This is a genomic window from Bradyrhizobium sp. HKCCYLS20291, from assembly GCF_051167715.1.
GTDB lineage: Bacteria > Pseudomonadota > Alphaproteobacteria > Rhizobiales > Xanthobacteraceae > Bradyrhizobium.
In genome coordinates this window covers 298,450-321,987 of the sequence record NZ_JBNPTO010000003.1, presented here as the reverse complement: position 1 = coordinate 321,987, position 23,538 = coordinate 298,450, and the positions used below count along the sequence as shown (strand labels likewise).

The following is a 23,538-nucleotide window of genomic DNA, read 5'->3' as shown; positions in this document are numbered from 1 at the left end:
CACGGCGCGCACCTAAGGTTCGCACGTATAGGCGGACCGGCCGGATTTCAACGCATCGGCCAGCAACTCGAGCCGGTCCTGGCCCCAGAAGATTTCGCCATCCAGCACATAGGCCGGCGAGCCGAACACGTCGGCGGCGATTGCATCCTGCCGGTTCTGCTCATAGGCCGCCCCCACGGCATCGGCGGCCGCGCGCGTCACGAGGTCGCGGCCCGGCAATCCCGCCGCATCCGCGAGGCCCGCGATCACCTCGGCATCTCCGAGATTCAGCTGCTGCTCCCAGATCGCCGGGAATGCCCGCGCGAGGTACGGCTCCGGATCATGCCCCGCCTGCAGCGCCGCAATGACGACGCCGTCGGCGAGCCGGGCATTGAACGGCCAGTTCTTCGGCTGGATATGGAAATCGAGCCCGCGTCGATCGCGCCAGCGCTTCAGCTCGACGATGCGGTAGCGCTGCCGCGCCGGATGGCGCTTGGCGAGCGGCAGGCCGCCGGTCTCGGCGAACAGATCGAGCAGCATCACGGGCTTGAGGTTGACGGCGGCGCCGTGGCTGGCCGCGATGTCGCGAAACAGCCGGTGGCCGATATAGGCCCATGGCGATTGCAGGGAGAAATAATAGTCGATCTGGCGCGGCATGCGGGTTCCCGTGCTGTCTCGAGGGGCCGACGGCATCGGATCAGACGGCTTCTGTAGGTGCAAGATCGCAACTGCACACAACCCTGTTGATGCGGCGCAGTGACAGCCACGACCGATCTGACGAAAAAGCCGAGAAAACGAGCAGAATCAGGCATCTAACAGTTCAACACGCAATCTTGACTTGGGGGGATGCGGTCAGTATGGTCCGCGCGGCTTTAAAGGGCGATGGGGCGCTATTTCCTGCAACTCGCAGCATCGGGTCGGGTCTCCACACGTGGCGATGGCACATGGCGGATGACACGAACGAGAGCGGCGGACACGGAGATCGCGACAAGTCGCCCGATGAGGTTGCGCTTTCCGCAAGGCTCGGAAGTCTCGACCAACGGTTGTCCGAAATTCGCGACGGCCGAAAGATCGGGGCTGATCAACCTGGAAACGGCAGCGGTGACACTGCAGCCCGGGCTTCGGCCATGGCGCGTGGCCTGCGACTGTCCTCCGAGTTGATCGCCGGTGTCCTCGTCGGCGCGGTGCTTGGCTGGGGCTTCGACCGTTTGCTGTCGACATCGCCCTTTGGATTCATCGTGTTTTTCCTGCTCGGCTTCGCCGCCGGCGTGTTGAACGTGGTGAGATCCGCAGGCATAGCTCCCGACAGGCCCCGCCAGTGAGACCTGCGTCAAAGACCGCAACGCTGAAGGCCAGCGAGCTGAATTGCAAAGCGCCGGCGTGGCCGGTGAACAACTGAGACGCCACGCGGATGATCGATCCGATCCACCAATTCCACCTCAACAAGATCTTCACGATCGGCCACATCGGCAATCAGGAGATCGCCTTCACCAATTCGTCCGCGTACATGCTGCTCGCGGTCGTTCTCATCACCGTCATGATGATGGCCGCCGGGCGCGCGCTCGTGCCGGGCCGCTTCCAGTCGATGGTGGAGCTGTCCTACGAATTCGTTGCCAACACCATCAGAACGAGCGCCGGTTCGCACGGCATGACGTTCTTCCCGCTGGTGTTCTCGCTGTTCATGTTCATCTTCGTCTCGAACATCGTCGGCATCATTCCCTACACCTTCACCATCGCCAGCCACATCATCGTCACCTTCTCGCTGGCGCTCCTGGTGTTCCTGACGGTCATCATCTACGGGTTCTACAAGAACGGCCTGAAGTTCTTTAAGCTGTTCGTGCCATCCGGCATCCCCGCGGTGATCCTGCCGCTGGTGGTCGTGATCGAAATCATCTCCTTCTTCTCCCGCCCGATCTCCCACAGCGTCCGTCTGTTCGCCAACATGCTGGCCGGCCACGTGACGTTGAAGGTGTTCGCGAGCTTCGTGACCATGCTCGGCGCGCTCGGCTTCGTCGGCAAGGTCGGCGCGCTGCTGCCGCTCGGCCTTACGGTCGCGCTGACCGGCCTCGAGCTGATGGTCGCGTTCCTCCAGGCCTACGTCTTCACGATCCTCACCTGCATCTATCTCAACGATGCTATCCATCCGGGCCACTGATCCGGCCCTTTCTACCAAACCTCTCAAAGGAGTTCGTCATGGATCCGGTTGCAGCGAAGTACATTGGCGCGGGCATTGCCTGCATCGGCATGGGTGGCGCGGGTGCCGGCATCGGCATCATCTTCGGCAACTACCTGTCGGCCGCTCTGCGCAATCCGTCGGCCGCCCAGGGCCAGTTCGGTAACCTGATTTTCGGCTTCGCGGTGACCGAAGCGCTCGGCATCTTCTCGCTGCTGATCGCCCTGCTCCTGCTGTACGCCGTCTAAGACGGCCTGAGCCGGACAGGAGAAGCCCGTGGCTGAAAGTCATGGCGAAGCCAAGGGCGGCGAGGCCAAGGGCACCGCAAGCGCCCATACGGAGGCCGATGGCGGGCATGGTTTCCCTCCCTTCTCGAAGGAAACCTTTCCCTCCCAGATCGTCTCGCTGGTGATCGCCTTCGTGGCGCTGTACGTGATCGTCTCGCGTGTGGCGCTGCCGAAGGTCGGGGCCGTCATTGACGCCCGCCAGAAGTCGATCGACGGCGACCTGGCCGATGCGCAGCGGCTGAAGGATGAATCCGAAGCCGCGATGAAGGCATATGAGAGCGAGCTGGCGACGGCCCGCGCGCGCGCCCAGGCGATCGGCGCCGAGACCCGCGAGAAGCTCGCGGCCACCTCGGAGACCGAGCGCAAGGCGCTGGAAGACAGCCTCGCGGCCAAGCTCGCGGCGGCCGAAACCTCCATCGCCACCACGCGGGCGACCGCAATGAGCAATGTCCGCGGCATCGCCGCTGACGCGGCCAGCGCGATCGTGCAGCAGCTCACCGGCAAGGCCCCTGCGGCCAAGACGGTTGAGGCTGCGGTCGATGCATCGTTGAAGGGAACAGCCTGATGCATTTGCTCGCTGATCCGGAAACCTGGGTTGCGATAGCTTTCGTGATCCTGATGGGCCTGTTCGCCTATCTCGGTGTCCACCGCATGGTTCTGACGGCGCTCGACCATCGTGGCGAGCGCATCAGGAACGAGCTGGCGGAGGCCAAGCGGCTCAAGGACGAGGCGGCCAAGGTGCTCGCCGAGTACAAGACCCGCCGCGCCAGCGCCGAGCGTGAGGCCGAGGAGATCGTCACCAGCGCCAAGGCGGAAGCCGAGCGTATCGCGGCGGAAGCCAAGGCCAAGATGGAAGACTTCGTCGCCCGTCGCACCAAGGCCGCCGAGAGCAAGATCGCCATGGCCGAAGCCCAGGCGCTGGCCGATGTCAGGGCCGCCGCGGCGGACGCCGCCGTCCAGGCTGCCGCGACCGTGCTGTCGCAGTCGGTCAAGGGCGGTCTCGGCGAAGACCTCGTCGCCAAGGGCATCGCAGAAGTCGGCCGCAAGCTGAACTGAGCGGCCCTCCGTCATCGACCCACCATCTTCAAAAGGCCGGTGCGCTTCGCTCGCACCGGCCTTTTGCTTTGAAGCTCCGTCCCCTCACTTCTTCGCCTTCTTGGCGCGCGGCCGCTCCGGGCCCAGGGCTTGCGGATCGAAGCCGATGTAGAAGACGTAATTGTCGGCATTGGCGCCCGGCGGAGGCACCGGATAGACCATGTCCTCGGCCACGATCGTGAACGGCACGCTGCCCTCCTCGGTCATCTGCACCGTGGTGCGATAGGATTTGGTCGCGATCACCTTCTCGCCGACGCCGCCCTGAACCACGGCGATGCGCATCGGAATGTCGATGCTGGCCGGCGCGCCCGCAGGGCCGACGACGACCCGCCCCTGAATGCCGACCTTGGCGACGATCTCGGCGCCGTTCAGATTGCATTCCCGCGCCGTCCTGGTGATCGAGGCCTGAAACCGCACGTCGTTGCCGACCGCCTGCTTGCCCGGGGTGGCGACGGCATAGGTGGAGGCTCCCGCCCGGATGTTGACCGGCGGACAGGTCAGGCCCTCCGTCGGATCGACCGGCGGCCCGCCATTGGCGGGCAGATTCTGTTGCCCCTTGTCGTCGGAGCCGCCCCCGAACAGGTTCTTAAAGCGGTCGGTCAGGGATTGAGCCGCCGCAGGCGGAGCCGCTCCGGCCACACTCATGGCCACCAGCACGGCCGCCAACGTTCCAACCCTGATCACGCTCGTCTGTCGCATCGTCTGATATCCCCGGCAACTCGGTCGTCCAGCCTCGGCGTCTATACCCATTTCAGAGCCCGGAACCAGTCCCGATCGGCCTCTCCCGCCCCCGGCCCGATCACTAATGCTAACCCCGGAAGTCTTCATGCAGCAGGCCGTAGAGGTAGTGGTCCTGCCAGACCCCGTTGATGCAGAGGTAGCGGCGCGCCAGCCCTTCGCGGGTGAAGCCGCACTTCTCCAGAACCCGGATCGACGGCGTGTTGGTCGGGATGCAGGCCGCCTCGACCCGGTGCAGATTGAGCTCGCCGAACAGGGTCGGCAGCAGCAGCCGCAGTGCGGCGGTCATGTAGCCATGATGCGCGTGCGGCTGGCCCATCCAGTAGCCGATGGTGCCGGCCTGGACGATGCCGCGGCGGACATTGGCGAGCGTGATGCCGCCGAGCATCGCGCCATCGGATTCGCGGAACACGATGAACGGATAGGAACGGTCAGCTGAGATGTCCTCGGCGTAGCGGCGGAGGCGACGGCGGAAGCCGGAGCGGGTCAGGTCGTCGGACGGCCAGATCGGCTCCCACGGCGTCAGATAATCCCGGCTGATCTCGCGCAGCCGCGCCCATTGCGCATAGTCCGCCATCTGCGGCGCGCGCAGCATCAGGCCTTGACCGCGCGGAGCGAGCGCGGCCGGACCGTTGGATGGTAAGCGAAACAGGGCCATCGGTGATGCTCCCCCTGCTCTTTCCGTTTCGGAGCTCGGCTCCTGGCAATCCCTGAACTCTGCCCGACCATTCCGACGCAATTCGGGAGCGCGATACGCGCCGGCCTGCGGCGCGCCTTCGCCGCTCAGTGTAGCTGGGCCTTCGGTTTCGAACCGGTCAGACCTTCGGCGAAAGTCACCGCCGTGTCCAGACCCCTGCCGCTGCCGAGCGCGACCACCGCCGGCTTGCTGCGCGCCATCAACGCCCGCGCCGCATCGCGCGTGCTGTCGACGCTGACGGCCTCGATCTTGGCGATCATCTCCTGCAGGGTCTGCGGCCGGCCGTAGGCCAGGATGTGACGCGCCAGCTGCTCGGCGCGCGCGCTGCAGCTCTCCAGCGCCATCAACAATCCCGCCTTCATCTGCGCCTTGGCGCGCGCGACCTCGGCCTCGCTCAACGTCTCCACGGCGTTGCCGATGATGTCGACCACGACCTCCATCATCTCCGGCGCGTCGGCGGGATCGGTGCCGGTGTAGAGGCCGAAGAACCCGGTGTCGCTGTAGGGCGCATGGAACGTGTAGACGGAGTAGCAGAGGCCGCGGTTCTCGCGCACTTCCTGGAACAGCCGGGACGACATGCCGCCGCCGAGGATGTTGGTGAACACCTGCAGCGAGAACAGCGACGGATCCGCCTGCGGCACGCCCTCGAGCGCCAAGGTCAGATGCGCCTGCTCGAGGTCGCGATGCACCACGCGGGAGCCGCCCTTGCCGAACGCCGCCGGCAGCGGCGTCGGCGCCGGCCCGCCGTTGAAGCTGGCGAATCGCTTGGTGACGTCCTCAACCACGCGCTGATGATCGACGGCGCCGGCCGCGGCGACCACCATGTCGGGCCCGCGATAATGCGTCGAGAGATAGCCGTGCAGCTTGTCGCGGTCGAACGCCTCCAGCGTCTTGGCGGTGCCGAGCAGTGAGCGCCCCATCGGCTGGTCCGGAAAGCACAGCTCGTTGAGATGCTCGAACACGACGTCGTCGGGCGTATCCTGCGCCGCGCCGATCTCCTGCACGATGACGTTCTTCTCGCGCTCCAGCTCCTCCGGCACGAAGGACGGATTGGCGAGGATGTCGGAGAGCACGTCGAGCGCCAGCGGCACGTCGGCCTTCAGCACGCGGGCATAATAAGCCGTCGTTTCGGTCGAGGTGCCGGCATTGAGGTCGCCGCCGACCGCCTCGATCGCCTCGACGATCTCGCGCGCGCTGCGTGTCGTCGTGCCCTTGAACGCCATGTGCTCCAGCAGATGCGAAATGCCATGCTCGTCCGGCTTCTCGTCGCGGCCGCCGACGCCGGCCCAGACCCCGAGCGCGGCTGTCTCCAGATGCGGCATCGTGTCGGTAACGACCGTCAGCCCCGTCGGCAGCTTGGTGACTTCCACGCCCATCATGCAATTCCCTGCTTGGCGGCCCGGCTGACCGAGCGGATGAATGTCTCCACCTCGGCCTGGTCGTTCCGCATGATCCTGATGTCCTCGCGCTTGCTCATCAGCCCTTCCAGCCAGACCGGCAGCTGCGGCCGCTGTCCGCAGGCCGCCTCGACCGCGTCGGGGAATTTGGCGGGGTGCGCCGTCGACAACACGATGTTCGGCACCGAGGTATCGGTACCGTCGCGGTCGGCCACCGCCAGCGCCACCGCCGTGTGCGGGTCGACGAGATCGCCGGCCTCGCGGAAGGCGGCGCGAATCGCGGCCGCGGTCTCGATCTCGTCGGCGCGGCCGGCCTCGAAATCGGCGCGGATCGCCGCCAGCATCGCATCCGGCAGCACGAAGCGGCCAGACTGCTTCAGGCCGTCCATCAGCCGCCGCACCGTGCCGGCGTCGCGGCCGCCGGCCTCGAACAAGAGCCGCTCGAAATTCGACGACACCTGGATGTCCATCGACGGCGACGCCGACGCATGCACCTCGCGCACCTCGTAGATGCCGGTGGCCAGCGTGCGGGCGAGAATGTCGTTGACGTTGGTGGCGACGCGCAAGGTGCGTACCGGCAGGCCCATGCGCTTGGCGACATAGCCGGCGAAGATGTCGCCGAAATTGCCGGTCGGTACGGTGAAGTCGACGGCGCGGTGCGGCGCGCCGACCGCCACCGCCGAGGTGAAGTAGTAGACGACCTGGGCGACGATGCGCGCCCAGTTGATCGAGTTGACGCCGGACAGTGCCACCGAATCGCGGAAGGCGTGATGGTTGAACAGGCCCTTCACGATCGCCTGGCAGTCGTCGAAATGGCCTTCGATCGCCAGCGCATGCACGTTCGCCGCGCCCGACGTCGTCATCATGCGCCGCTGCACCTCGGAGATGCGGCCATGCGGGAACAGCACGATCAGGTCGGCATTGTCGCGGCCGGCAAAGGCGTCGACAGCGGCGCCGCCGGTGTCGCCGGAGGTCGCAACCACGATCGTGGTGCGCTCACCGCGCTTCGCCAGCACATGGTCCATCAGCCGCGAGATCAGCTGCATGGCGACGTCCTTGAACGCCAGGGTCGGGCCGTGGAACAGCTCGAGCACGAACTGATGCGGCGCGCTCTGGTCGAGCGGCACCACCGCCGGATGGCGGAACGTGGCATAGGCCTCGTTGGCCATGCGGCCGAGCTCGGCATCGGAGATCTCGCCGGCGACGAACGGCTTGATGACCTCGACGGCGACCTCCCAATAGGGCCGGCCGAAGAACGAGGCGATGGTCGCGGGCGCCAGCTGCGGCCAGGTCTCGGGCACGTAGAGGCCGCCGTCCCGGGCGAGCCCGGTCAGCATCACATCGCAGAAGGTGAGCGCGGGGGCTTCCCCGCGGGTCGAAACATAGCGCGTCAAACCGCTCTCCTGACCTGCGTCACCAGGCCATAACCCGTTGATTGAACTCGAAATCGGAACCGCCCGGCGGCAACATGGTCCGGCACCATAATGGTTTTGCCCCGCCCGCGAAACCGGTTGTTGCCGGTGGGATGGTCGCGGGGGTGGGTTACGGCGGGGTTACGGTGAGTGTGTCGGCAAGGGTGGAGGCGCGCGGGTCCAAATGGGCCGGGCGGACCGCCCCCACCCACGGCTGTCGTCGCCCGCGCAGGCGGCCCCAATTTCAGACTGCTCGTAGAAAGCACCAGCCGTTCCTCCGTCATTGCGAGCGAAGCGAAGCAATCCAGGGTGGTGGGCGGGACTCTGGATTGCGTCGTCGCTGCGCCTCGCAATGACGTGGAGGGAGCCGACTGCCTCACAGAGTGCGCCTGCACGGGAACGTTTTCAGCTCGCGAAAAGCGCAACTTCACCTTCTCGCGGCGCGATTGGCGCCCGAGCTTTGCGGAAATTCCTCCCTCCTTGAACGGAGGGCGCAGGGAAGACCGGATGCCGGCTGGCACCCGCGGCCCCCGTGCGAACAAGAATGCACGGGGCAGGAACCACAGGTTCAGCCAGAGCGACCCGGCCTTCCCTGCGCGATGGGTTACGGCTTATACGCGCTCTCCTCGGTGCACCGGGCTTTCTGGCCACCGTGAGCGACAGCGCCTGAGCGCTCCCGCAAGACACCAGCGTCGGGGTGTCAGGACCACGCGACTTCGCCGTCCGTGCCGGCCGCACTCGTCAGTTGCTGCCACCACGTCCATCGCATCCCACCCCAACGTCCGTGACGACGCGTACGCCCCTCGCTATCCGAGGCGGGACGGGGAGAGACAATCATGGTTTCGGAAAAAATGAAAGATGAATTTTCGAGCGGATCGGGCTGGACGGCTTGATCGCCTTGGATCTGCTGACAAAAAGAAATGTTCAGCGCAGCCAGATTTGTTAGTTCGCGACGCCTGCGCGAACCAGTGCCGACAGCCCGTCGGGCAACTCAAGTCCGAAGATGAGACGATGGCATGCGATGAGGACTGACACGGCCTCCCTAACCCCCGCTGTCGTCCCGGGCAAGTCCGACGACGCGCAAGCGTTGGCGGACGCCGACCCGGGACCCATAACCACCATCCTCCGTGTGAGGCACGCTGTCGCTCCAGCCTGCCGCCTCACAACCAATCGGTGTTATGGGTCCCGGGTCGGCGCACGCCGGCGCTATCGCGCCGTCGCGCTTGCCCGGGACGACAGCGGAGTTTAGGGGCCGCATGATCTCCAGAGGAAACGATGCATCGCTCGTGGCACGTGGACCGTGGCCCCTGGCTCGCTTGAACCGGAACACCGGCTCCGTTGTCAAATCGAGCGTCGGCCGTGCTGGCCGGCAGGAGATGGAGCCTTCCATGATCGTCGTGACGACTGAAAACGTGACCGGCTACCGCACGGTGCGCATGCTGGGACAGTGCTTCGGCGTGGTGGTGCGCAGCCGCGGCATCGGCGGCAACTTCATGGCCAGCCTGCGCTCGATCGTCGGTGGCGAGATCCACGAATACACGCAGATGCTCGAGGAGGCGCGGCGGCACGCACTCGACCGGCTCGTCCAGAACGCCACGTCGATGGGCGCCAACGCGATCGTGATGATGCGCTTCGACAGCGCCGAGATCGGCCAGACCATGAGCGAGATCGTCGCCTACGGCACCGCGGCGGTCATCGAACCCGCGCGATGATCGCCCTCGTGCTCTGGCTCGCGGTCATCGCAGCCGTCGTGCTGGTGTGGTTCTTCTTCCGCCAGGGCGGCTACAAGCGCGACGCGCTCTCGGCGCCGCCCGGGCCGGGCTGGGTCAAGACCGAGGAGCGTTTCGTCGACCCGACCAGCGGCGAGACGCTCGACGTGTGGTTCGATCCGAAGACCGGCGAGCGGGCGTATGTGAGGGCGGGACGATGAGACTTAGAAAGAACCGCTGAGCATCAGGGCAAGCACGGGGGCCTGTCCACAGCCGATCCGACGATGATTCACGAAGGCCGTACCTTCGAGGAGCGCCTGATAGTGCTCCGGACAGCGCCGCTGCAGACCAGCGGCGTCGTCAATCCGCAAGACCAGCACCTCACCCTCCGCTACGGTAGTGGCGCTCATGCCGCTGTCGGGATCATCGACATAGGTCATGCAATCGATCCAGGCATTCATGTTGCAGCCGTAGAAGTCTGGAAAGCCGAGGATCTCCTGAAACACACGATGAAAACTGTCCCAGTCGTGAATGCGCTGGCTCGGAATGTTGACGATCGTCGTCTGGGTCATGAAAAGAGCTTTACGGAGGCCCGGCGTGGGTCGCAGGGGAACATCCAGCGTCAATGTGATAGGATAAAGGTTCTTCGCAACAAGGCATCGGAGCGAACGTGCCTAGGTACTTTCCAATCGATGCGGGCGTGAGCTTTGCCTGCGATGACAGTGACCTTGTCGCTGTGAACTGGCACCGCGACAGTCTTTCAGCAGATTTCATCCTTCCGGGCCTCGAGACATGCGTCCTTCGCGTTCACTTCAACGACGCCACCATCGTCCGTCTTGTGGACGAGTTTCCGCTAAGTACCGAGCAGGATACCGAGTCGAGCGGACTGGTCTCACGTCATTTCGCCTACCGGGTGGAAGGGGCAGTGTTTGCGGAGACGCAATCGGAAGTCTGGAAGATCAATTTCCATCCTGCCAATCACTATCGATTCATCACTGGATGGGGATGCATGGACGTGCTTTCCAATGCCTGCCCCTCCTTTGAAATCGTCACAGCAGAGACCAAGATGATCATCCAGCACATCGCAGCCTTCACCGACGGCTCACGCGGCGGCAACCCGGCGGGCGTCGTGATCTGCCAAGCACTGCCGGATGCGGCCGTGATGCAGGCGATGGCGGCTGACATCGGCTACTCCGAGACGGCGTTCGCGGCTCCGCTCGGCGACACATGGCGGGTGCGCTATTTCGCGCCGCAGGCCGAGGTCGATTTCTGCGGACACGCGACCATTGCGCTCGGCGCCGCGCTGGCCAGGCACAAGAGCTCCGGCTCCTTTGCCTTGCAGCTCAATCACGCCGACATCACCGTCGACGGGCACTCTTCGGCAACGGATTGGAGCGCCGCGTTTCGCTCGCCGCCGACGCGGACGCGCGCTCTGCCGGCCGCGGCGCTCGAGGAGATCCTCGCGCTGTTCGGGCTGTCGCATGGCGATCTCGACGGGCGCATTCCGCCGGTCGTTGCCCATGCCGGGATGGATCATCCGGTGATCGCGCTGCGCGACCGCGGCCGGCTCGCGGCGATCGCCTACGACTTTGGCCGCGGCCAGGAGCTGGCGCAGCGCGAACGCTTCTGCACCTTCGCGCTCGTTCACGCCGAAACGCCGCAGCTGTTTCACGCCCGCAATCCGTTCCCGTTCGGCGGCGTCTACGAGGATCCGGCGACCGGCGCCGCCGCGGCGGCGCTCGCCGGCTATCTGCGCGAACTCGGCTGGCCGGCCGAGGGGCCGATCGTGATCCGTCAGGGCGAGGACATGGGCGTGCCGTGCGGCCTGCACGTCGATCTCGATGGAGCAGCTGGCGCGCCGGTCCGGGTGTCCGGGAGCGTCCGGTCGATTCGCGCGTAAATTGATCTGAAGATTGGGGGCGAGCAACCGCCAGACTGCCCGCGCAGCACGAACGAGCGCGCTGCTTTGAGCGCAAGGAGCGCCGTGACGATGCCGAACGACCATCCATGGGCCTGCAGAGCAATCATCGTTCTGATCAGCGGCAGCCTGCGTGCCCGCTCGGCCTCGAGTGCAGCTATCCTCGCCGCGGCTGAACTGGCCCCGGACCACGTCACGCCGACGATCTATGCCGGGTTGAGCGAGTTGCCGCACTTCAATCCCGACCACGATTGCGATCCGTTGCCCGAGCCGGTCGCGCGCTTGCGCATGCTGCTTGGCAAAGCCCATGCGGTGATGTTGTCGACGCCGGAATATGCCGGCTCGCTGCCGGGCAGTTTCAAGAACATGATCGACTGGACGGTCGGCGGCGCCAGCCTCTACCAGCGCCCGATTGGCTGGATCAACCCCTCGGCCCACGGCGGCGCGCAGGAGACCTACAAGGACCTTCGCACGGTGCTGGAGCGGGCGGGCGCTGTGATCGTGGAAGAGGCCTGCGTCGCCGTACCGGTGCCACCGACGGCCCTGACGGCGGATGGTCACATTGCTGCTCCCGACATACGAGCCACCATCGCCGACGCGATGGCAGCCCTGGTCCGGGCCGCGTCCGCACACGACGAGAACGCGCCTCCGTCGTCATAGGCTCCATTGCGGCCGACAGCGGTTTCACGCCGTCCCGGCCTTCGCATCGGCCTCGGCGAACACCGCCTTCGCTGCGAACAGTCCATTGAGCGCCGCGGGGAAGCCGGCATAGACCGCCATCTGCATGATCACCTCAGTGATCTCCTCGCGGCTGAGGCCGACATTGAGGCCGGCATGGAGATGCACCTTCAGCTGCGGGCTGGCATTGCCGAGCGCGGTTAGCGCCGCGATGGTTGCGATCTCGCGGCTGCGCAGATCGAGACCGGGACGCGAATAGATGTCGCCGAACGGAAACTCGATCACGTAGGTCGCAAAGTCGGGCGCGATGTCGGCGAGCGCCGCGATCACGTTGTGACCGGCCTCGCCGTCGATGCTATCGAGCGCGCGCCGACCGCGGGCCAGCCGATCCGGATCGGTGCCGGCGCCCGCCGGCATCGTGCTCATCGTGGTGGATCGGCTCGGGATGGATTGCGTCATGGTCATTCGTCCTCTCGCTGCCGGCATAGCCGGCGATCTCGTTGCCGGCATAGCCGGCGATCTTGCCGTCGAGAACGAGAAGGCAATCCTGCAACGTGGCAACCCGGGCGCGGACGGCTTCACGATGCCGCTCCAGCAATTGGCGCCGCTGCGGCTCCGTGGCGGCGCCGCCGGCGCGCAGCTCCGCATAGCGGAGCATGTCCCGGATCGGCATTCCCGTGGCCTTGAGACGGCCGAGGAATTCGATCCAGGTCAGGATCGATGCGTCATAGTCCCGCTGGCGCCCATGATCGCGATCAGCTCTGGGCAGCAGTCCGATCCGCTCATAGTAACGGATCGTGTGGGCCGTCAGCCCCGACTGCCTGGCCAGCTCGCCGATCTTCATGCGCGCCTCATCTCCATTCACGACGCCAGGCAGGCTACGGGTTCGAGCGCGCTCTAAGTCAAGCGCCGTTTTGCGGGAACATCGCCCGCGTCAGTCATCATTGCTTTGCCGGCCTACGTCCCCTCGCCCACACTGCGAACGCGACCAGCAGCGCCGCGGCCAGCGAGAACCAGGTGATGGCGTATTGCATGTGCTCGTCGCGCAGATGCGGCGACAGCGGGCCGGGCTTGGGGATGCCGTTGTCGGGCACCGGCGTTTCCAGGTCGATGTAGAACGGCGCGACCTCACCCCAGCCGAGCGCCTTGGCCATGGCGAGGTGGTCGCGGGTGAACCACAGACGCTTGTCGCGATTCTCGGCTGCGGTGAGCAGGCCGGCGGATTCGGGGAAACGCAGATAACCGGTCAGCGTCACCGGCTCGCCGGTGACGAGCTTGCCGATTTGGCGGTCCTGGATGCTGCGTTCCTGCATGGTGTTGGCGACGAAGCCGGCGTCGATGACGATCGTCTCGCCCGACGCGAGGCGTGCGGGGAGAAACGCCCAGGTGCCGGGGCCCGAGACATCCTCGCGCACGGCGGAGCCGGCGCTGTAGACCATCGCGTCGGGCAGCCTGGCGTAGGTGGCGGTCAAGCCGACGCGGCGGAATTCATCGCGCTCCGGCGTCAGCGTGCGCCATTCGCTTTGCGGCGGCAGTGGCACGGGAGCCGCGGCGACGCGATCGGTGAGTGCGTCGATCAGCGCATGCTTCGCCGCGCGGCGCTGCAACTGCCAGACGCCGAGGCCGATGAACAGCGCGACCATCAGGACGGTGAAGGCGGCAAAGCCGCGGGAGGAGGTTTGCGAGCGGGTGAAGGTCATGTGCTGATTGGGCCGGTCGATTTGCGCGGTCTTTTTTGTCTTGGTTGAAGGACGATGGCGCAGCGGGCTCGGTCCTCACCTCGCCCCGCTTGCGGGGGCGCGACGAGCTTCGCTCGCGCTGAGAGCTCGGATTGCATCGTCAGATGCAATCCGGGTGAGGGGGTACAGGTCTCGCCACACACACTCCTCGTGCGGCTGCCCCTCACCCCAACCCTCTCCCCGTGAAGAACGGGGCGAGGGAGCGCACCGCCGATGCCGCGCCGGTCCGCAACTCAAAGAGCAGGCCGAACCTCATCGCGGCGTCTTGTCCACCAGGCGGCCGGGGGCGGCCTTGTGGTGGAATTGCAGGGCGATCAGCAGCGACTTCATGGCGCGCAGCGGCAGCAATGTCGTCACCAGGATCAGCGGGCCCCACAGCGCCGCGTGGACCCAGAACGGCGGCTGGTACTTGACCTCGACGATCAGCGCGGCGCCGACGACGATGGCGCCGGCGAGCATCATGATGAAGATCGCCGGACCGTCGCCGGTGTCGATGAAGGCGTAGTCGAGATCGCAGGCCTCGCAGCGCTTGCGCAGGTTGAGGAAGCCCTCGAACAGCTTGCCCTGGCCGCAGCGCGGGCAGCGGCAGGCGAGGCCGCGCAGGATGGTCTGCGTCAGGGTGACGGGTTGGGTCGAGAGGGTCATGTCTGCCTGCCTTCGAAGTCGCGATGGGCGCGGCCCTGCCGCGCAGTGGGCCGGATGCCGGGATGCGCCGACATCTGTCATGTTGCCGACGGTCGGGCCGAAGCTCGGCTGCAGCGAGCACCATGCCTGGGCTCAACAAAAAGGGCGGCCGTTCGGCCGCCCCCTTGTAACATGTTTCGCACGCGGCGTGACGGCCTCAATGGGCGCCGTGCGCCATCGCCTCGGCGCCGTGGCCCCAGACGTAGATGCAGATGAACAGGAACAGCCAGACCACGTCGACGAAGTGCCAGTACCAGGCGGCGAACTCGAAGCCGAGGTGCTGCTTCGGGGTGAAATGACCGGCATAGGCGCGCACCAGGCAGACCAGCAGGAAGATGGTGCCGACCAGCACGTGGAAGCCGTGGAAGCCGGTCGCCATGAAGAAGGTCGAGCCGTAGATGTGGCCGGCGAACGAGAACGTCGCGTGGCCGTACTCATAGGCCTGGACGCAGGTGAAGGTGGCGCCGAGCAGCACGGTGAGGATCAGACCGTATTTCAGGCCCTTGCGGTCGCCTTCGAGCAAAGCGTGGTGCGCCCAGGTGACGGTCGTGCCCGAGGTCAGCAGGATCAGCGTGTTGAGCAGCGGCAGATGCCAGGGATCGAAGGTCTCGATGCCCTTGGGCGGCCAGACGCCGCCGAACAGCGCGTCGCGGGTGGCCTGCACCTCGTAGCCCGGATAGAGCGCCGAATTGAAATACGCCCAGAACCAGGCGACGAAGAACATCACCTCGGAGGCGATGAACAGGATCATGCCGTAGCGGTGATGCAGCTGCACCACGCGGGTGTGATCGCCCTTGTACTGGGCTTCCTTGATGACGTCGCCCCACCAGCTCGCCATCGTGTAGAGCACGCCGACGAAGCCGACGCCGAACACGATCGGCGCGGCGCCGAACATCTTGTGCATCCAGCCGATCGCGCCGAACGCCATGATGAAGGCCGAGACCGAGCCGACGAACGGCCAGGGGCTCGGGTCGACGAGGTGGTAGTCGTGTTGCTTGGCGTGCGCCTCAGCCATGTCTAGTCTCTCCCCAGATCGATGCCGGTCGTGCCGGCATGTAGTCGTTCAACAGCGATGGTCCCGCAATCCGGACATCCGCGGCATCAGAGATTGCCCCGCGGCTTGTCCGGCTCGCCTGCGGCGACGGGCTTGGGCGCGGCGTCGCGGACCGGATAGAAGGTGTAGGACAGCGTGATCGTCTTCAGACCGTCGTTCTCGTGATCGGCGGTGATCGCCGGATCGACATAGAACACGACCGGCATCTCGCGGGTCTCGCCCGGCGCCATGGTCTGCTCGGTGAAGCAGAAGCAGTTGATCTTCTGGAAATAGGCGCCCGAGGTCAGCGGCGTCACGTTGTAGGCGGCCTGCGCCATGGTGGTGCGCGCCGACTGGTTGGTCACGGTGTAGTAGACCGTCACCACCTCGCCGATCGCGACCTCGATCTCGGTCTTCTCGGGCTGGAACTTCCACGGCAGCCCGCCGGCGACGTTGGAGTCGAACCTGACGGCGATGCGGCGCGCCAGCGGCGCCGATGACGGAGCCGACGTCGCGACCTGGGTGGTGCCATTAAAGCCGGTGGCGCGGCAGAACCAGTTGTAGAACGGCACGGCGGCATAGGACGCCCCGACCATCAGCACCACGACAGCGCCGCAGATGCCGCCAACCAGCGCATCGCGGCCGACGCCGCGGCGCGGCGCGGCCTGCGCTGATGTCCGAGGGGTCTGCTCGGGGGTCTGGTCGTCGCTCGCCATCGTCCCGCTCTGCTTCACACCGTCCTGCATCGTCGTCCTACATCGGCCGCTTCAGCACGATCGGGCCCTTCACCATCGTCACCGCGAAGAACAGCACCACGAGCACGCCGAGCGCGAGCGCAATCGCGATCGAGCGGCGGCGGCGGCTGCGCAGCTGCGCCTCGGTGAGGACGATGCCCTCCGACTCGTTCGGATCTGTCATCGCGGTTGCCATGCCTTCCTGCCCCGCGCTCCCTTACCAGATCAGCGGCGCGATCATGCGCGCGACAGCCTCGAGCCCGAGCGTCGCGAACAGCGCGAAAAGATACAGGATCGAGAAGCCGAACAGCTTGCGGTTGGCGCGCAGCGAGGGGATGCGCTCACGCTTGCGGAACACCTCGATGGCAAGCCACAGCATGCCGGCGCCGAGCACGAGCGAGACCACGCCATAGAGCGCGTCGAAATAGCCGAGCGGCCAGGGCGCCAGCGCGACTGCCACCAGGACGATCGTGTAGAGCAGGATCTGCAGCCGGGTCGCATCGGGACCCGCGACGACCGGCAGCATCGGCACGCCGGCGCGCGCGTAGTCGTCGGTGCGGAACAGCGCCAGGGCCCAGAAATGCGGCGGGGTCCAGAAGAAGATGATCAGGAACAGCCACAGCGGCTCCGGCGCCAGCGATCCGGTGGCCGCGGCCCAGGCCACGACCGGCGGCAGGGCGCCGGCGGCGCCGCCGATGACGATGTTCTGCGCGGTCCAGCGCTTCAGCCACAGCGTGTAGATCACGACATAGAAGAAGATCGTGAAGGCGAGCAGCGCGCCGGCGAACCAGTTGACGAGGATGCCGAGCGTCACCACCGAGAAGAACGACAGGATGATGCCGAAGGCGAGCGCCTCCTGCCGGGTGACGCGTCCCCGCGGGATCGGACGGTTGGCGGTGCGCGACATCAGCGAGTCGATGTCGCCCTCGAGCGCCATGTTCAGCGCGCCGGAGGCGCCGGCGCCGACGGCGATGCACAGCAGCGAGGTGATGGCGAGCACCGGGTGGAAATGGCCGGGAGCGATCAGCAGGCCGATCAGCGCCGTAAAGATCACGAGCGACATCACCCGCGGCTTCAAGAGCGCGAGATAGTCGCCGACATCGGCCTCGGAGATCCGCGGGCCGACCGCAATGGCATTTTGATCAATGACCGACACGACGATTCCAGACTTCAATTCAAAGCTTTTCAGAAGCGGTCTGCTTCACCGCGGAGCGGCGCGCAACGACGCGCGCCGGCCGGTAGACGCCGACGCGGCACCGGATGATGCCGCGTCGGGAGAGCCGGGATCACTGCACCTTCGGCAGGACCTCGAACTGGTGGAACGGCGGCGGCGACGACAGGGTCCATTCCAGGGTGGTCGCGCCCGGTCCCCACGGATTGTTCGCCGCCTGCTGCTTGCGCATGAAGGCCTCGATCACACCGTAGATGAAGATCACCACGCCGAACGCCGAGATGTAGGAGCCGATCGATGACACCAGGTTCCAGCCGGCATAGGCATCCGGATAGTCGATGTAGCGGCGCGGCATGCCCGACAGACCGAGGAAGTGCTGCGGGAAGAACACCAGGTTCACGCCGATGAAGGTCACCCAGAAGTGCGCCTTGGCGACGCCCTCGTTGTACATGTAACCGAACATCTTCGGGAACCAGTAGTACCAGCCGGCGAAGATCGCGAACACCGCGCCGAGCGACAGCACGTAGTGGAAGTGCGCGACGACGTAGTAGGTGTCCTGCAGCACGCGGTCGACGCCGGCATTCGCCAGCACGACGCCGGTGACGCCGCCGACCGTGAACAGGAAGATGAAGCCCACGGCCCACAGCATCGGCGCGCGGAACTCGATCGAGCCGCCCCACATCGTGGCGATCCAGGAGAAGATCTTCACGCCCGTGGGCACCGCGATCACCATGGTGGCGGCGACGAAATAGGCCTGCGTCGCCGACGACATGCCGACCGTGTACATGTGGTGCGCCCAGACGATGAAGCCGATGCCGCCGATCGCGACCATGGCGTAGGCCATGCCGAGATAGCCGAACACGGGCTTGCGCGAGAAGGTCGAGACGATCTGGCTGATCATGCCGAAGCCGGGCAGGATCAGGATGTACACTTCCGGATGGCCGAAGAACCAGAACAGATGCTGGAACAGCAGCGGGTCACCGCCGCCCTCGGGGGCGAAGAAGGTGGTGCCGAAATTGCGGTCCGTCAGCATCATCGTGATCGCGCCGGCGAGCACCGGCAGCGACAGCAAGAGCAGGAACACCGTCACCAGGATCGACCACACGAACAGCGGCATCTTGTGCAGGGTCATGCCCGGCGCGCGCATGTTGAAGATCGTGGTGATGAAGTTGATCGAGCCGAGGATCGACGACGCACCGGCGAGATGCAGCGACAGGATCGCGAAGTCCACCGCCGGTCCCGGATGGCCCGAGGTCGACAGCGGCACATACATCGTCCAGCCGGCGCCGACGCCGTTGGCGCCGGGCTCGCCCTCGACGAAGGTCGAGGTCAGGAGCAGCGCGAACGAGGCGGGCAGCAGCCAGAACGAGATGTTGTTCATGCGCGGGAACGCCATGTCCGGCGCGCCGATCATCAGCGGCACCATCCAGTTGCCGAAGCCGCCGATCATCGCCGGCATGACCATGAAGAAGATCATGATCAGGCCGTGCGAGGTCACGAACACGTTGTAGGTGTGGTTCTCGTGGAAGAGCTGCACGCCCGGATACATCAGCTCGATGCGGATCGCGACCGACATCACGAGGCCGATGATGCCGGCGCACACCGCGAAGATCAGGTACATCGTGCCGATGTCTTTGTGGTTGGTCGAATAGATCCAGCGCCGCCATCCGGTCGGATGGTCGTGCGCGTGATCGTCATGGCCGGTATGGGTCGCTACGTTCGTCGCCATTGTCCAATCCTCAGTGTCCCCGTGGGCCGCGCGACGCGGCCCTGCAATCTCGCGTTCGTCCCCGCCGGTCTACTGCGACACGCCCGCAGCCGACGCGTAGGTGCTCGTCGGCGCGCTGGCGTATTTCTTCTTCGCGTCCTCGATCCAGGCCGCGAAGTCCTGATCGCTGACGACGCGGACGGCGATCGGCATGTAGGCGTGATCCTTGCCGCACAGCTCGGAGCACTGGCCGTAATACATGCCGACCTTGGTCGCCTTGAACCAGGTCTCGTTGAGACGGCCGGGAATGGCGTCGATCTTGATGCCGAAGGACGGCACGGCGAACGAGTGGATCACGTCGGCGCCGGTGGTCTGCACCCGGATCACCTTGTTGACCGGCACCACCATCTCGTTGTCGACCGCGAGCAGGCGCGGCTGCTTGTCCTGGGCCATCAGCGAGTCGAACTCGAACTTGCCGTTGTCCGGATAGGCGTAGCTCCAGTACCACTGCTTGCCGGTCGCCTTGATGGTGAGATCGGCGTTCGGCACGTCGAGCTCGAGGAACAGCAGGCGGAACGACGGCACCGCGATGGTGACGAGGATCAGCACCGGGATCAGCGTCCACGCCACTTCCAACAGCGTGTGGTGCGTGGTGCGCGACGGCACCGGATTGGCGCGCGCGTTGAACTTCACCACCACCGCCACGAGCAGCGCCAGCACGAACAGCGTGATGATCGTGATGATCGTCAGCAGCAGCCCGTGGAACCAGGTGATGTTCTCCATCACCGGCGTCGCGGCTTCCTGCAGCTTGTATTCCCACGGTGCCGGCTGCCCCATTTCAGCAGACGCCGATCCACTCCCAACGAGCGTCATGCCCGCCACGGCCAAGCCCAGCAAGCAGGCACTCAATTGGCCTTTCGACATCTTCATGTCGTCGCGCTCCCTTCAGATCTTTCCCCCGCGGCGCGCAGTTCTCTCCGAGAGGCGCGCCGTGCGATCCGCTCTCCTGACAAATGGCCTTCGGGCGGATGCATAGAAAAGCACCTAGGCCAGTTCACTGGAATGACGAAATCTTTCTTCTCAAATCATAATTCTTGATCTATCGCAATGCAGTCTTAAGCCGGATTTCGCCGGGGGCACGATCCGCAACAACGGGCGAATTTTCCGAGAACTTGCCACGTCGCGCAGTTTCGCGGACAACGAGCGCTTGACAGGCCGTGTGTCCGATGTAGGCAACGGAACATCGCGGTTTGCGACGCCGATTCGGCAGACTGCGGCGGCAGGTCGCCGGACGAAGCCTTATTTCGTAACTTTTCGCGCCGTAGGCTGACGACGCTGTCCTCATGACGCCATCATTGCCGTATCATGGCGTCGGGCACGCAGGTCACCCACAGGAAATTGTCATGGCACTGACCCGAACCAGGGTTTCAACGGACAGGACAGCTGACATGTCGACCCCAGCTGCGAATGACTCGCGCCGTTTGTGCCGATTCAGTGCGGCTCGCGCGCGACTCACCGCCAGCGCCGCTGCCCTCTCTGCCGCGGCTGCGATCGTGGTGACGATGGCGGCGACCATCGGCCTGCCGGACACGGCTCACGCGCAGGGCGCGGTGCGCTCCGTGCATGGCGACTGGCAGATCCGCTGCGACACGCCGCCGGGCGCGCAGGCCGAGCAGTGCGCGCTGATCCAGAGCGTGGTGGCCGAGGACCGCTCGAATGCCGGCCTCACCGTCATCATGCTCAAGACCGCCGACCAGAAGAGCCGGCTGATGCGCGTGGTCGCGCCGCTCGGCGTGCTGCTGCCGTCCGGCCTCGGCCTCAAGCTCGACAACCAGGACGTCGGCCGCGCCGGCTTCGTGCGCTGCCTGCCGAACGGCTGCGTCGCCGAGGTCGTGCTGGAAGACAAGCTGCTCAACCAGCTCAAGACCGCGAAGACCGCGACCTTCATCATCTTCGAGACACCGGAGGAAGGCATCGGCTTCCCGCTCAGCCTGAACGGGCTCGCCGACGGCTTTGACAAGCTGCCCTGACCGGCTGATCGCTCGGGATGGAGCCGCGTGCGTTCCAGATGATCGACGGCGGCGTCGAGCTTTTTTCACACCGTTATGCCCTCGCGGCCGGACGCCCCCTCCTGCCGCGCTGTCGTCGCGCACGTGTAGTAGCAATGCCGCAGACCCGTGGAGCCCCGCCGCACCCGCCACGGAAGGCGATGCGGCCCGGCCGCTGCAACCCATAGCGAGTTGGCTGCATGCCTTTGCACCACGCCGGCAGCACGACTATCGAACGGAAACCCGCATCCAAGCGGCTACGTTGATCGCGAAATTGAGATGCGCCGGTGCGCGGGCGGATGCGCGCGTTTGACGCGGCCAGGCTTGGGCGGGGAACCGCAGCCTGGCCGCACTTGGATCAGTTTCTGGTGAACGCGCCTCGGTACCTGCGCACCCAATCCTCGAATGCGAGAGGAGTGATCGGCAATACCTCGAGCGACGCCCGGTGGTCGACTTTGGACGTCATGATCTCGGGATGGGCGAAGACATTCGAGTAATGCCGCACGATCGGCTCAGGGTCCATCTCCGGAGGAAACGTCCCAGCAAATTCCTGGGGTGGCATCGCGCGAAATGTGATCTCGCGGCCCAGCGCCTTGCCGAAACTTTTGGCGATCTCCGGACCGGTAAGGTCCTCGGGACCGCTGACGTCGATCACCATGCTCTCGTTGTCGGCGCGCCGGAAGGCCGCGACGGTGTAGGCAGCCGCATCCTGGTGGCTGATCCATTGGGTATGAGCGACAGCTGGCATTGGATAGGCAAGCACGCCGGTCTCGGCGACCTCCCTCGCGATCGCCGGGTTGAGGAAGTTCTCCATGTAAACCGTTGGCTGAAGGACGGTGAACGGAACACCACTGGCCTTGAGGTCCGCCATGATCAGTCGCCACTTGTCGATTGCAGGATTACCGATGTCCTGCTCCTGCACCCGGCCTGCGACGTTCCAGACGATGCGCTTGATGCCCTTCTTTGCAGCCGCCTGAATGACGCTTTTCGCCTGCGCGTGGGTCCCGGTGAAGAACGCGACCGTGAGGAAAACTCCCTCCTGCCCTTCGACGGCGGCTGCGACTTCGGCTGCGTCGTCGAGGTTGCCCGCGACGACCTCCGCACCCATACTCGCCAGGCTTCCTGCCTTGGCTGGGTCGCGCGCCAGGACGCGGACCCTGAAGCCGGCGGCGAGAAGTTGCTCGGCAACCGCGTGGCCCTGAGGGCCAGTCGCTCCAATAACCAGGATTTTCTTCATCTCGTTCACTCCTTGAGGGGGAATGAGCGTTATGTATTGAATTGCCCCAACAAACGGTAGTACGCATAACTTTGCGTTATACTATGGAAAATCATACCAAGGAGATTCAGGGTGAAAGACGACCCGTCACTGGACTGCACTCCAGACAGCTTGAACTGCCCAGTCGTGCGCGCCGTCGGTGCCCTCGGCGGCAAGTGGAAGCTGCACATCGTTTACCACCTCATGGGAGGGGTGATGCGCTTCGGCGAGCTCCATCGTGCCATCGCGGGCGTCACGCAACAGATGCTGACTGCGCAGCTTCGGGAGTTGGAGGCGGACGGTATCGTCCTTCGGACCGTCTACCCGCAGGTCCCGCCCAAAGTGGAATACTCCCTCACGGCGACGGGGAAAGAGCTGGAGCCGCTGATCGATGCGCTCGTGATCTGGGGGCAGAAACTGCCGCGCATGCCGGGTGGTGTGGAAGGCGGCGCAGACGTCGACCGGGCTTCAGAAAAGCGACCTTCGAGCGTTTCGCGCTGACGACAGCTTTCCATCCGAACGGACGCTCATGGCGTTCGCTGCAGGTTGAAAGCCCCCCAAAACCACGCGTCAGCGCGCGCCATCGAGCGCCAGGGCCATCACCAGCAGCGTCTTGTCGGAGCCGTCATTGCCGGCCTCGCGCGGCTGCACCGCCTTGAGCAGGAAACCGGCCTTCTGATACAGCCGGATCGCGTCGGCATTGCCGCGGTAGACCGTAAGCTCGACGCGCGAGAAGCCAGTCCGGCGCGCCGCCTCGAGCGCCGCGACCATCATCCGGGTTCCGATGCCCTGTTGCCGAAACTGCGGCATGAGGCCCATGCCGAGCACCCCAATTCGAGCATCGATCGGCCCTGATTTGGGCGTTACGTCGCACCAGCCGACCACCTCGCCGGCCGACAGCGCAACGAATTGCGGATAACCTTGCTCGATATTGTTCAGAATGAAGGCACGCGTGGACTCCAGCGGCGGCGCCTGCACGAAGGACAGGTAGCGCCGTTCACGCGCGACGAAATCGAGCGTGCGGTGAAAGCTCTCGATGTGAGCGGCCGTGATGGGTACGATCTCAACCATGTCAATTCGGTA

Annotated in this window: 29 protein-coding genes; 11 read left to right on the top strand and 18 right to left on the bottom strand. The window is 65.4% G+C overall.

Annotated features, from left to right (window positions below):
* Nucleotides 1-12: 12 nt before the first annotated feature.
* Nucleotides 13-636, bottom strand: coding sequence for a 2-hydroxychromene-2-carboxylate isomerase (locus ACQR07_RS09400; RefSeq protein ID WP_434902019.1), 624 nt, complete (start codon nt 634-636; stop codon nt 13-15).
* Nucleotides 637-923: 287 nt separating this feature from the next.
* On the opposite strand from ACQR07_RS09400, the gene ACQR07_RS09395 reads away from it, so the two are divergent.
* From ACQR07_RS09395 to ACQR07_RS09375, 5 genes are all read left to right on the top strand, one after another.
* Nucleotides 924-1,301: an AtpZ/AtpI family protein gene (locus ACQR07_RS09395; RefSeq protein ID WP_434902018.1), complete on the top strand. Its 378-nt coding sequence runs from the start codon at nt 924-926 to the stop codon at nt 1,299-1,301.
* Between the two features lie 89 nt (nt 1,302-1,390).
* Entirely contained in the window at nt 1,391-2,134 is a 744-nt protein-coding gene (locus ACQR07_RS09390) for a F0F1 ATP synthase subunit A (protein ID WP_434902017.1), read from the top strand.
* Between the two features lie 38 nt (nt 2,135-2,172).
* Nucleotides 2,173-2,400 carry a F0F1 ATP synthase subunit C gene (locus tag ACQR07_RS09385; protein WP_006615622.1) on the top strand — a complete coding sequence of 76 codons (228 nt, stop codon included), beginning with the start codon at nt 2,173-2,175 and terminating at the stop codon, nt 2,398-2,400.
* 28 nt (nt 2,401-2,428) lie between these two features.
* A complete protein-coding gene (locus ACQR07_RS09380; protein ID WP_434902016.1) occupies nt 2,429-3,004 on the top strand; it encodes a F0F1 ATP synthase subunit B family protein in 576 nt (191 codons plus the stop codon).
* Complete coding sequence (locus ACQR07_RS09375; protein ID WP_434902015.1) at nt 3,004-3,495, top strand: F0F1 ATP synthase subunit B family protein; 492 nt, start codon at nt 3,004-3,006, stop codon at nt 3,493-3,495. Before ACQR07_RS09380 ends, ACQR07_RS09375 begins: the two co-directional genes overlap by 1 nt.
* Before the next feature lie 84 nt (nt 3,496-3,579).
* On the opposite strand, the gene ACQR07_RS09370 is transcribed toward ACQR07_RS09375, so the two are convergent.
* The 4 genes from ACQR07_RS09370 to thrC form a co-directional block, all read right to left on the bottom strand.
* The gene (locus ACQR07_RS09370; protein ID WP_434902286.1) at nt 3,580-4,200 is read right to left on the bottom strand and encodes a hypothetical protein; all 621 of its coding nucleotides are present in this window, start codon (nt 4,198-4,200) and stop codon (nt 3,580-3,582) included.
* A gap of 142 nt (nt 4,201-4,342) precedes the next feature.
* Nucleotides 4,343-4,930: a GNAT family N-acetyltransferase gene (locus ACQR07_RS09365; RefSeq protein WP_434902014.1), complete on the bottom strand. Its 588-nt coding sequence runs from the start codon at nt 4,928-4,930 to the stop codon at nt 4,343-4,345.
* 125 nt (nt 4,931-5,055) lie between these two features.
* Nucleotides 5,056-6,345, bottom strand: a complete 1,290-nt coding sequence (locus ACQR07_RS09360; RefSeq protein ID WP_434902285.1) for a M16 family metallopeptidase — start codon at nt 6,343-6,345, stop codon at nt 5,056-5,058.
* Entirely contained in the window at nt 6,345-7,760 is a 1,416-nt protein-coding gene (gene thrC, locus ACQR07_RS09355; protein ID WP_434902013.1) for a threonine synthase, read from the bottom strand. Before thrC ends, ACQR07_RS09360 begins: the two co-directional genes overlap by 1 nt.
* Nucleotides 7,761-9,166: 1,406 nt before the next feature.
* On the opposite strand from thrC, the gene ACQR07_RS09350 reads away from it, so the two are divergent.
* Together ACQR07_RS09350 and ACQR07_RS09345 are read left to right on the top strand one after the other, a co-directional pair.
* Nucleotides 9,167-9,490 (top strand): YbjQ family protein, encoded by a 324-nt coding sequence (locus ACQR07_RS09350; protein ID WP_434902012.1) that lies wholly within the window; start codon nt 9,167-9,169, stop codon nt 9,488-9,490.
* The gene (locus tag ACQR07_RS09345; RefSeq protein ID WP_434865986.1) at nt 9,487-9,708 is read left to right on the top strand and encodes a hypothetical protein; all 222 of its coding nucleotides are present in this window, start codon (nt 9,487-9,489) and stop codon (nt 9,706-9,708) included. The genes ACQR07_RS09350 and ACQR07_RS09345 overlap by 4 nt, the downstream gene beginning before the upstream one ends.
* A 3-nt stretch (nt 9,709-9,711) precedes the next feature.
* Here ACQR07_RS09345 and ACQR07_RS09340 read toward each other — a convergent pair whose 3' ends face one another.
* Entirely contained in the window at nt 9,712-10,059 is a 348-nt protein-coding gene (locus ACQR07_RS09340) for a barstar family protein (RefSeq protein ID WP_434902011.1), read from the bottom strand.
* 494 nt (nt 10,060-10,553) lie between these two features.
* Between ACQR07_RS09340 and ACQR07_RS09335 the strand changes: the two genes are divergently transcribed.
* Both ACQR07_RS09335 and ACQR07_RS09330 read left to right on the top strand, forming a co-directional pair.
* Nucleotides 10,554-11,387 carry a PhzF family phenazine biosynthesis protein gene (locus ACQR07_RS09335; protein WP_434902284.1) on the top strand — a complete coding sequence of 278 codons (834 nt, stop codon included), beginning with the start codon at nt 10,554-10,556 and terminating at the stop codon, nt 11,385-11,387.
* A gap of 90 nt (nt 11,388-11,477) precedes the next feature.
* Nucleotides 11,478-12,065: an NADPH-dependent FMN reductase gene (locus tag ACQR07_RS09330; RefSeq protein ID WP_434902010.1), complete on the top strand. Its 588-nt coding sequence runs from the start codon at nt 11,478-11,480 to the stop codon at nt 12,063-12,065.
* A gap of 24 nt (nt 12,066-12,089) precedes the next feature.
* Here ACQR07_RS09330 and ACQR07_RS09325 read toward each other — a convergent pair whose 3' ends face one another.
* The 10 genes from ACQR07_RS09325 to coxB form a co-directional block, all read right to left on the bottom strand.
* Complete coding sequence (locus tag ACQR07_RS09325) at nt 12,090-12,500, bottom strand: carboxymuconolactone decarboxylase family protein (protein WP_434902283.1); 411 nt, start codon at nt 12,498-12,500, stop codon at nt 12,090-12,092.
* Nucleotides 12,439-12,927 carry a MerR family transcriptional regulator gene (locus tag ACQR07_RS09320; RefSeq protein WP_434902009.1) on the bottom strand — a complete coding sequence of 163 codons (489 nt, stop codon included), beginning with the start codon at nt 12,925-12,927 and terminating at the stop codon, nt 12,439-12,441. Before ACQR07_RS09320 ends, ACQR07_RS09325 begins: the two co-directional genes overlap by 62 nt.
* A 97-nt stretch (nt 12,928-13,024) precedes the next feature.
* Nucleotides 13,025-13,783, bottom strand: a complete 759-nt coding sequence (locus tag ACQR07_RS09315; protein WP_434902008.1) for an SURF1 family protein — start codon at nt 13,781-13,783, stop codon at nt 13,025-13,027.
* A 291-nt stretch (nt 13,784-14,074) separates the two neighbouring features.
* Entirely contained in the window at nt 14,075-14,467 is a 393-nt protein-coding gene (locus ACQR07_RS09310; RefSeq protein ID WP_434865993.1) for a DUF983 domain-containing protein, read from the bottom strand.
* Nucleotides 14,468-14,663: 196 nt separating this feature from the next.
* On the bottom strand, nt 14,664-15,521 hold the full coding sequence (locus ACQR07_RS09305) for a cytochrome c oxidase subunit 3 (protein ID WP_434902007.1): 858 nt from the start codon (nt 15,519-15,521) through the stop codon (nt 14,664-14,666).
* A gap of 86 nt (nt 15,522-15,607) precedes the next feature.
* A complete protein-coding gene (locus ACQR07_RS09300; RefSeq protein ID WP_434902006.1) occupies nt 15,608-16,255 on the bottom strand; it encodes a cytochrome c oxidase assembly protein in 648 nt (215 codons plus the stop codon).
* Nucleotides 16,256-16,292: 37 nt separating this feature from the next.
* Nucleotides 16,293-16,469: a CoxF protein gene (locus ACQR07_RS09295; RefSeq protein ID WP_434865995.1), complete on the bottom strand. Its 177-nt coding sequence runs from the start codon at nt 16,467-16,469 to the stop codon at nt 16,293-16,295.
* Between the two features lie 21 nt (nt 16,470-16,490).
* Nucleotides 16,491-17,429 (bottom strand): heme o synthase, encoded by a 939-nt coding sequence (locus ACQR07_RS09290; RefSeq protein WP_434902005.1) that lies wholly within the window; start codon nt 17,427-17,429, stop codon nt 16,491-16,493.
* A gap of 130 nt (nt 17,430-17,559) precedes the next feature.
* On the bottom strand, nt 17,560-19,173 hold the full coding sequence (gene ctaD, locus ACQR07_RS09285; protein WP_434902004.1) for a cytochrome c oxidase subunit I: 1,614 nt from the start codon (nt 19,171-19,173) through the stop codon (nt 17,560-17,562).
* Nucleotides 19,174-19,242: 69 nt separating this feature from the next.
* Entirely contained in the window at nt 19,243-20,082 is an 840-nt protein-coding gene (coxB, locus tag ACQR07_RS09280; protein ID WP_434902003.1) for a cytochrome c oxidase subunit II, read from the bottom strand.
* Nucleotides 20,083-20,555: 473 nt separating this feature from the next.
* On the opposite strand from coxB, the gene ACQR07_RS09275 reads away from it, so the two are divergent.
* Entirely contained in the window at nt 20,556-21,182 is a 627-nt protein-coding gene (locus tag ACQR07_RS09275; protein WP_434902002.1) for an invasion associated locus B family protein, read from the top strand.
* A gap of 376 nt (nt 21,183-21,558) precedes the next feature.
* On the opposite strand, the gene ACQR07_RS09270 is transcribed toward ACQR07_RS09275, so the two are convergent.
* On the bottom strand, nt 21,559-22,437 hold the full coding sequence (locus ACQR07_RS09270; protein ID WP_434902001.1) for an SDR family oxidoreductase: 879 nt from the start codon (nt 22,435-22,437) through the stop codon (nt 21,559-21,561).
* Between the two features lie 111 nt (nt 22,438-22,548).
* Between ACQR07_RS09270 and ACQR07_RS09265 the strand changes: the two genes are divergently transcribed.
* Nucleotides 22,549-22,956, top strand: a complete 408-nt coding sequence (locus ACQR07_RS09265; protein WP_434902000.1) for a winged helix-turn-helix transcriptional regulator — start codon at nt 22,549-22,551, stop codon at nt 22,954-22,956.
* A 69-nt stretch (nt 22,957-23,025) separates the two neighbouring features.
* On the opposite strand, the gene ACQR07_RS09260 is transcribed toward ACQR07_RS09265, so the two are convergent.
* Nucleotides 23,026-23,526, bottom strand: coding sequence for a GNAT family N-acetyltransferase (locus ACQR07_RS09260; RefSeq protein ID WP_434901999.1), 501 nt, complete (start codon nt 23,524-23,526; stop codon nt 23,026-23,028).
* Nucleotides 23,527-23,538: the final 12 nt, after the last annotated feature.